Raw genomic sequence first — 8,428 nt, 5'->3', positions numbered from 1 at the left:
ATTTTCAGCAGATATTTGGCGTTGCTTACCCGTGGATCGAAGCCGCTGCCGGCGCAGCCACGCACACGCGGTTGCGGCCACTGCTCTTGGCCTGGTAGAGGGCGCCGTCCGCGCTGGCAATGAGCGCATTGGCATGGAAAGGGCCGCTGCTCCAGGTGGCGGCCCCGATGCTCACGGTCACGGGAATCGCCGTGTCCTGCCACCGAAAGGGGGCCTCCTGCACTGCCAGGCGCAGCTGTTCGCCCACTTGCTGCGCACCCTCTGGCGAGGTGTCGGGCAGGAGCACCAGAAACTCCTCGCCACCCCAGCGGGCCACCAGATCGCTCGCCCGGGCGCGACGCTTCAGCAGCTGTGCCAGGGTTTGCAGCACATGGTCGCCCGCCGCATGGCCGTGCTGGTCGTTCACCCGTTTGAAGAAGTCGATGTCCACCATCAATGCCGACAACGGTGCGCCCCGGCGTTGTGCGAGCAGGGCTTCGTGCGCCATGAAATCGTCGGCCGCGCGGCGGTTGGGCAGGCCGGTAAGGGCGTCGTGCGTGGCCGCCTGGCTCAACTTGCGCTGGAGCTTGTACAGCACGACGCCCGCCAGGGCCAGGGACATGCCAACCGAAAAGAACAGCCACCCCATGGAGCCCAGTACGCCCAGCGACTGGTTGAGGCTGTCTTCGCGGATCACCCGTTCAGGATGCTGCAGCACGAAGATTGCGCGGATCACCAGCAAGCCGCTGGCGATGGCTGAGGGGGCGCAGAGGAAAGCGCCCAGCACGCGCGGCGCATGTGCGCTTTCGTGCCGTATGCACTGCAGCATGGCAACGGCAGCAAAGCCGCACAGGCCGCTGGCCAGCAAGCTGGTGGCGGCCATGCGCCACGCAGAATGTTCGTGCGAAATCCACACCCATTGGATCAGAGCGCCGAAGACCAGCAGCGCAAGCAGCGCGTGTTCGGCTGGCGGTTTGCCGGTGATCACCTGCAAGCCCCGCACCTGCAGCACCAGTGCAGCCACCAGCAGCAGGTTGCTCACCGCGTGGCCATGGATGTCCGGCCAGCGGCCCATGTTGAGGTAGACCACAAACGCAAGGCCCTGCAGGAAGGCAAAGCCGGCCCACTGCACCGCGGCGCGGCGCGCGGGGGCCAGCAGCGCCGCCACCAGCAACCACCCCAGAGCCACAAAAAGCTCCAGCAATATGCCGACCAGCAAGGTGGCATGGGCTGCAGACAGGTTTTCGAGGGAAGCCATCGCAGTATCTCGGGGCCTTGCAGATGCCGGGGGCGGCACGCAGTGATCGGAGTTTGGGGGGTGAGGGGGCCCTTCAGGGGCGGCGCGGGGCGATCTTATCGGACGCCGGGCGCCGCCGCATGGCAAAAAGCCCGCCGGGAGTCGCTACTCCCAGCGGGCCTTGCCTTTGTGTAAAAAAGAATCTGACTTACTGCACCAGCAGCTGTACCGACTTGTCCTCGGGGGCCAGTTTGGCCAGCGAGAGGGTCAGCACGCCGTTTTCAAGTTTGGCGGTGCTTTGGGCCGCATCGATGTCGCTGGCCAGCTCCCACGCACGCTGTACGCGGCGGGGGGCGCCTTCCACGCTGTGCAGGCGCACGACATTGCCTTCGATGCGGATCTGCAGCTGCTCGCGGGTCAGGCCCGGCACGTCCAGTTGCAGCGTGGTGGCCTTGTCATCCTGCGTGACCGTGCAGCCCGCGGAGCGGGATGCTGCGGATTCGGCCACCGTTCCCAGCAAAAAGCGCTGCAGTGCCAGATCGGCAGGACGGGGTGCCTGGGCGTAGGCGGCGCGGCGGATCACGGGGGCGAAGATCATGGGGTACTCCTATACACTGCGCGGCTCTCGACGTGGTCGCCGCATGCCAAGGAGGTGTGTGCGGCCACGCCGCATTTCAAGGGAAAAATGGCATGAATAAATTGCGCTCCGTGGGCTTGAAAAAAGGCGCAACGGCATTACGTCAATCCGCTTTCGCGCTGGCCATCGCGCTCGGCAGTGCACTGGCACCCGCCTCCGCCAGCTGGGCGCAGACCGCCGCGGCGGTGGCCCCGGCCAAGCCGGTGAAGGTGGCACTCATCGAAAGCCTCTCGGGGGCCTTTGCCAACACGGGCGAGGCCGTGTACCGCAACATCTACTGGGCCCTGGAGCGGGTGAACGCGCGCGGCGGCGTGCAGTTGCCCGCCGCAGTGGGCGGCCCCCGCCCGCTGGCGCTGGAACGCTACGACAGCAAGGGCCAGAACGAAGAGGCGCTGTCGGCGCTGCGGGCCGCCATCGACGATGGCGCCCAAGTGATCCTGCAGGGCAACTCGTCGGCCACGGCGGCGGTGCTGATCGAGGCGATCAACAAGCACAACGAGCGCGAGCCGAGCAAGCGCGTGATCTTCCTCAACTACTCGGCGGTGGACCCGATCCTCACCAACGAAAAGTGCAGCTTCTGGCACTTCCGCTTTGACGCCCATGCCGACATGCGCATGGCTGCGCTGATGGAAGTGATGCGCGAGGACTTGGGCCTCAAGAGCGTGTACCTCATCGGCCAGGACTACAGCTTTGGCCAGGCGGTGCTGCGCGAGGCCAAGAAGCAACTGGCCGCGCAGCGCCCCGACGTGGCGGTGGTGGGCGACGAGCTGCACCCCGTGGGCCGCGTGAAGGACTTCGCGCCCTACGCCGTCAAGATCAAGACCAGCGGCGCGCAGGCGGTGGTTACGGGCAACTGGGGCAATGACCTCACCTTGCTGGTGAAGGCCGCAAGGGAGGTGGGTTACGAGGGCAGCTTCTACACCTTCTACGGCAATGCACTTGGAGCGCCCGCCGCCATCGGCGACGCGGGCATCGGCAAGGTGGTGGCCGTGGCCGACTGGCTGCCCAATGTGCCGGGCGCGCAGAGCGAGGCGTTCTACCAGTCCTTCCGCACCCGATTCCCCAAGCCGCAGGATGACTATGTGCACATGCGCATGCAGCTCATGGTGGAGGCGCTGGCCCAGTCCATCGAGCGCGCGGGCAGCACCGACGCCGTGGCCGTGGCGCGCCAGATGGAGAGTGCGAACGTGCAGCTTTCGGGCCAGGGCGGCAGCATGCGCGCGGCGGACCACCAGTTCCAGCAGGCCCTGGTGGTGGGCGTGATGGACAAAAAGGGCGCGCCGGGTGTGAAGTTTGACGTGGAAGGCTCGGGCTACGGCTTTCGCGTGGTGCGGCAGATTCCCGCCGCCAAGGCGCAACAGCCGCACAGCTGCAACATGCAGCGCTATTGAACGGCGCCCGCTGAAGCGGGCGGCGCACCATCAGCGCCGGATGCGGTGCCCCGTCTTGAACACCCACCACACCACCACGAGGCACAGGGCCATAAAGCCGAGCGTCATGCTGGTGCTCACGCCGATGTGCACGTCGGCCTGCCCGTAGAACGCCCAGCGCAAGCCGCTGATGAGGTAGACCACCGGGTTGAACAGCGAGACTGTTTGCCAGAACGGGGGCAGCATGCTGATGCTGTAGAACGCGCCGCCCAGGAAGGTCAGCGGCGTGATGACCAGCAGCGGGATGACCTGCAGCTTCTGAAAACTGTCGGCCCACAGGCCGATGATGAAGCCGAACAGGCAGAACGTGACGGCGGTGAGCACCAGAAAGCCCACCATCCACACCGGGTGGGCCACCTCGTACGGCACAAACACCCGGGCGGTGGTGAGGATGAGCACCGACACCAGGAGGGACTTGCTGGCCGCCGCGCCCACATAGCCCAGCAGTACCTCCACCCAGTTCACCGGCGCGCTGAGCAGCTCGTAGATGGTGCCCGACCACTTGGGCATGTAGATGCCGAAGGCTGAGTTGGAAATGCTCTCGGACAGCAGCGACAGCATCAGCAGCCCGGGGATGATGTAGGCGCCGTAGCTGACCCCGCCGATGTCGCCCATGCGTGAGCCGATGGCGGAACCGAACACGATGAAGTACAGCGCGGTGGTGAGCACGGGCGCAATGAGGCTTTGCATCCAGGTGCGGAACGCACGGTTCATTTCGAAGCGGTAGATGGCGCGCACGCCATGCAGGTTCAAGCCGGTCATGCTGCAGTCGCTTTCTGGGGCGAAGGGGTTGGGTCTTTGTCCTCGTGCACCAGGCTGACGAAGATGTCTTCCAGCGAGCTTTCGCTGGAATGCAGGTCCTTGAAGTCGATGCCGTGGTCGGCCAGAGCACGCAGCAGGGCGGCAATGCCGGTGTCCTCCTGCTGCGTGTCAAAGCTATAGGTGAGCACAGTACCGCCCTGGCTGAGCACCAGCGGCCAGCGCGCCAGCGCTGCAGGCACCTGCTCCATGGGCTGCTGCAGCGTGATGGCCAGTTCTTTCTTGCCCAGCTTGCGCATCAGCACGGCCTTGTCTTCCACCACAATCAGCTCGCCCTTGCGGATCACGCCGATGCGGTCGGCCATGTCCTCGGCCTCTTCAAGGTAGTGCGTGGTCAGGATGATGGTGGTGCCCGCATCGCGCAGCGCGCGCACCAGGCGCCACATGTCGTGGCGCAGCTCCACGTCCACACCGGCGCTGGGCTCGTCCAGGAACAAGATCTTGGGCTCATGCGACAGCGCCTTGGCGATCAGCACGCGGCGTTTCATCCCGCCCGACAGCGCCAGGATCTTGCTGTCCTTCTTGTCCCACAGCGACAGGTCCCTGAGGATTTTCTCGATGAACGCCGGGTTCGGCGCCTTGCCGAACAGACCGCGGCTGAAGTTGACGGTGGCCCACACGGTTTCGAACGAGTCGGTGTGCAGCTCTTGCGGTACCAGCCCGATGGCGGCGCGGGCGGCACGGTAGTCGCGCACAGTGTCATGGCCGTCGGCGGTGATGGTGCCCTCGGTGGCGTTGCTCATGCCGCAGATCACGCTGATGAGCGTGGTCTTGCCTGCACCGTTGGGGCCCAGCAGCGCAAAGATCTCTCCCCGGCGGATGTCCAGGTCGATGTTCTTGAGCGCCTGAAAGCCGCCCGCATAGGTTTTGCTCACGCCGCGCACACGGACGATGGCGTTTGCGGCTGGGGTGGTAGATGTTGGTGCAGGCATGGGACACGGGTCCGGAAGAAGTGAGCCGCCGCACCGGTGTTACCGGCTGTGCGGGGAGTCGAAAGGCGTAGAAGGGCCCGATTGTGAACCCGCTGGCGCGGGCCTGCACGGGCGGGGGCCAGGCGCCGGTTTCAACGCGCCCGGGCTGCCGCCACCTCGCGGCCCAGCTCGATCACGGCCATGGCGTAGTAGCTGGACCAGTTGTAGCGGGTGATGGCGTAAAAGTTATCGGTACCGGCGACATAGGACGGAGCGTCGGGGCCGTTTTGCAGCTCCACCAGCGCCAGCGGCCCGGTGTGCTGCGCACCCGCTGCATCCGGCATGGCGCCCTTGGTCTGCAGGCTGGCCACGCTGAAGGTGGGCAGTATGTCCGGTGCGAGCAGGTCATCGAGCTGCAGGCGGCTGGGGTCGAACTGCACGCCAAAGTGGGTGGGCATGCCCGGCGTCCAGCCGTGGCCGATGAAATAGTTGGCCACCGAGCCGATGGCGTCGGCCGGGCTGTTGAAGAGGTCCACGCGCCCGTCGCCATCAAAATCAATCGCGTAGCGCACCCAGCTGGAGGGCATGAACTGCCCCAGGCCCATGGCCCCGGCATAGCTGCCGCGGGGCTCGAACGGGTCGATGTTGCTGCGGTGGGTGAGGCTCAGGAACTGCTCCAGCTCACGGCGGAAAAACTCGGTGCGCTCCGCGGCGCGCGGGTGGGCTGCCGGAAAGTCAAACGCCAGCGTGGCCAGCGCATCCATCACGCGGAAGGTGCCCATCTGCTGGCCATAGATGGTCTCCACGCCGATGATGCCCACGATGATTTCGGCGGGCACGCCGTACTCGCGCTCGGCCCGCGCCAGCGTGGCCTGGTTCTCCTGCCAGAACCGCTGCCCGGCCCGTATGCGCACCGGGTCGATAAAGCGGCTGCGGTACACCCGCCAGTTCTTGGCCGTGCCCCGGGCCGGTGGCAGCATGAGCCGCGGCACCTGCGGCAGAAAGCGCGCCTGCCCAATGGCCTGGCGCACCCATTCACGGTCCAGGTCGCGGCGCGCGGCCAGGTCGTCGGCAAACTGCAGGGCCTCGGGGCGTGATGCGTAGAGCACGGCAGGCTGTTGCCGAGAGGTGGCGTTTTTTGAGTGTTTTTGGGCGCTGGCGCTTACTGGTATTGCGCTGGCAGCTATCAAAAAAATAGCTGTGGATGTCCACAGGGCGGTCTTCTTCATTGCGGTTCGTCGTTACTCTGCGTTGCCAGAAACCCATGATGCCAGCGCGAGGCAGCGGGAGTCTGGCGTGGCGTCATGGTTGGGGCCAGGGCAGGCTGCGGAATGCGCTCCGCAGCTGAGCCAGTTCGGTGGCGGGACTGGGGGCATAGCGCAGCTGTTCCAGCTGCAGCAGCCAGTCGCTCAGGCGCTGGGCGGGCGCTCCGAAGTGCGCCTGTACCTGCTGGGCCATCGCGCGGGGGGGCAGGTTGTCGGGCAGTGCCAGGCCGGCACGCGCCAGGCGCTGGCGCGCGCGTGCCAGCAGACGCAGCCAGGGGTCGTGCTGGCTGCGCTCCCAGGCGCTCCAGCCCATGCCGCCCAGCGCCGCCGCTAGCACCAGCGTGCCCAGCAGCGTGGTGAGATCCTGCCAGCTGGGCGACTCAAACCCCAGCGCCTTGAGCAGGTCGAGCTGGCGCTTCTGGGTGTAGTTGAGCACCCACTGGTTCCAGCTGTTGTTCACGGCCTCCCACACCGCGCGCAGGTTCTGCACCATGCCCGGGCTCAAGGTGCCCATGGCGGTGGCAAGGGCGCCCTGCGGCGCCCGAAGGCGCTGGAAGGCGCCCACCCGGTTGGGCGCAATCGCGCCGGTGGGGTCCACGCGCACCCAGCCACGGCCTTCCATCCAGACCTCGGCCCAGGCATGGGCGTCGGCGTTGCGCACGGTCCAGTAGCCGTCCACCGGGTTGCGTTCGCCGCCCTGGTAGCCGGTGACGATGCGCGTGGGCACATCCAACGCCCGCATCAGCACCACGAAGGCCGAGGCAATGTGTTCGCAGAACCCCTCCTTGCGGTCGAACCAGAATTCGTCGGCCGTGTGCTCGCCGTACACACCGGGGTCCAGGGTGTAGCTGTAGCCCCCGGTGCGCAGCCGCTGCAGCACCGCATTGACCAGCGTTTCGGCATTGGCCGTGGCCAGCGCGGGGTCTGTGCGCATCTGCGCCGCCAGCGCCAGCGTGCGGGGGTTGAAGCCGGTTGGCAGCTCGGTGTACACGCGCAGCTGCTGCACGGCTTGCTGCGGGCCATGGCGGAACTGCGGATAGCTCACGGCCTGGTAGCGCAACACCTCGGTGATGGGGCGCGTGGTCATCCACTGCAGGTCCTGCGTCATGTAGGCCTGCATGTTGGGCAGCTGGGGCGCATCGGGGGTGGCCTCCAGCACCATCAGCCAGGGCTGGCGCTGCGGCTCCAGCGTGACCTCGTAGCGCACCGCCGGGCCGCTGACCTGCAGGCTGGCCGGCACGGCCACGCGGGCGGCCCAGGCACTGTCTTCGCGGAACGGTTCGGCCTGCCACTGCCGGCCGTCAAACGACGTCATGACCGGGCCGCGGAAGTACAGCGCCGACTGCGGCGGAACATCGGTGGGGGCGCCTTCAAACCGCAGGCGGATCGCCACGCGTTCATCGAGCGCAATTTCGGCCATCTCGCCCACCCGCATCGTGCCCGACAGGCCGCTGCGGCCGGTGAGGTTCTCGCCCGGCATGCCCCACAGCGGCGCCATGCGCGGGAACAGCATGAACAGCGCCACCATGATGGGCGCCCCCAGCAGCGCCATGGTGCCTGCCATGCGGAAGGCTTGGGCAAGGGGCGGGCGCCCCACGGGCATGTGGGCATTGACCAGCGCCATGAGCAGGCCCAGCAGCGCCACCAGCATGGCGGCGGCGGTCAGCAGTGACTGGGAGAAGAAGAAATTGCTGAGCATCGTGAAGAAGCCCAGGAAGAACACCACCATGGCGTCGCGCCGCGCGCGCAATTCCAGCGTCTTGAGCGCCAGCAGCATCACGATCAGGGTGACGCCGGCGTCCCGCCCCAGGATGGTGCGGTGCGTGAGCAGCGTGCCCGCCACCGCCACCACCAGCAGCACAGCCACCGTCCAGCGGCCGGGCAGGGGCCGCCCCGCCCAGGCCAGCCAGCCGCGCCACAGCAGCAGCCCGCCGGCCAGCACGCTGGTCCACACCGGCAGGTTGGACACCTGGGGCGCAATCACCCACACGATCACGAACAGCAAAAAAAGCGTGTCGCGGGCGTCGCGGGGCAGGGATGCAAGGGTTTGGCGCAGGGTCATGGCAGTGGGGCGAACCCGGCTGTTGGCAATAAAAATGCTATTGAAAATATAGCTATAGGCGCTTGATGGATAAGCGCTGGAGACCAAT

The 8,428-nt window shown here is 66.7% G+C and carries 7 protein-coding genes; 1 reads left to right on the top strand and 6 read right to left on the bottom strand.

The window, feature by feature from the left end:
- Positions 1-25 precede the first annotated feature (25 nt).
- Together KYG_RS23360 and KYG_RS16690 are read right to left on the bottom strand one after the other, a co-directional pair.
- A complete protein-coding gene (locus KYG_RS23360; RefSeq protein WP_008906111.1) occupies positions 26-1,237 on the bottom strand; it encodes a GGDEF domain-containing protein in 1,212 nt (403 codons plus the stop codon).
- Between the two features lie 187 nt (positions 1,238-1,424).
- On the bottom strand, positions 1,425-1,814 hold the full coding sequence (locus KYG_RS16690) for an Hsp20/alpha crystallin family protein (RefSeq protein ID WP_008906110.1): 390 nt from the start codon (positions 1,812-1,814) through the stop codon (positions 1,425-1,427).
- Between the two features lie 92 nt (positions 1,815-1,906).
- On the opposite strand from KYG_RS16690, the gene KYG_RS16685 reads away from it, so the two are divergent.
- Positions 1,907-3,244, top strand: coding sequence for a branched-chain amino acid ABC transporter substrate-binding protein (locus KYG_RS16685; protein WP_008906109.1), 1,338 nt, complete (start codon positions 1,907-1,909; stop codon positions 3,242-3,244).
- 30 nt (positions 3,245-3,274) lie between these two features.
- Here KYG_RS16685 and KYG_RS16680 read toward each other — a convergent pair whose 3' ends face one another.
- From KYG_RS16680 to KYG_RS16665, 4 genes are all read right to left on the bottom strand, one after another.
- Positions 3,275-4,036, bottom strand: a complete 762-nt coding sequence (locus KYG_RS16680) for an ABC transporter permease (RefSeq protein WP_008906108.1) — start codon at positions 4,034-4,036, stop codon at positions 3,275-3,277.
- Positions 4,037-4,041: 5 nt separating this feature from the next.
- Entirely contained in the window at positions 4,042-5,034 is a 993-nt protein-coding gene (locus tag KYG_RS16675) for an ABC transporter ATP-binding protein (protein ID WP_034695018.1), read from the bottom strand.
- Between the two features lie 131 nt (positions 5,035-5,165).
- Positions 5,166-6,242, bottom strand: coding sequence for a lytic murein transglycosylase B (gene mltB, locus KYG_RS16670; RefSeq protein ID WP_034695016.1), 1,077 nt, complete (start codon positions 6,240-6,242; stop codon positions 5,166-5,168).
- Positions 6,243-6,315: 73 nt separating this feature from the next.
- A complete protein-coding gene (locus KYG_RS16665; protein WP_008906105.1) occupies positions 6,316-8,340 on the bottom strand; it encodes a DUF3488 and transglutaminase-like domain-containing protein in 2,025 nt (674 codons plus the stop codon).
- Positions 8,341-8,428: the final 88 nt, after the last annotated feature.

It is taken from the genome of Acidovorax sp. NO-1 (genome assembly GCF_000238595.1).
Lineage (GTDB): Bacteria > Pseudomonadota > Gammaproteobacteria > Burkholderiales > Burkholderiaceae_C > Acidovorax.
The sequence above is the reverse complement of the archived record's forward strand: the minus strand, read 5'-3'. Positions and strand labels throughout refer to the sequence as shown.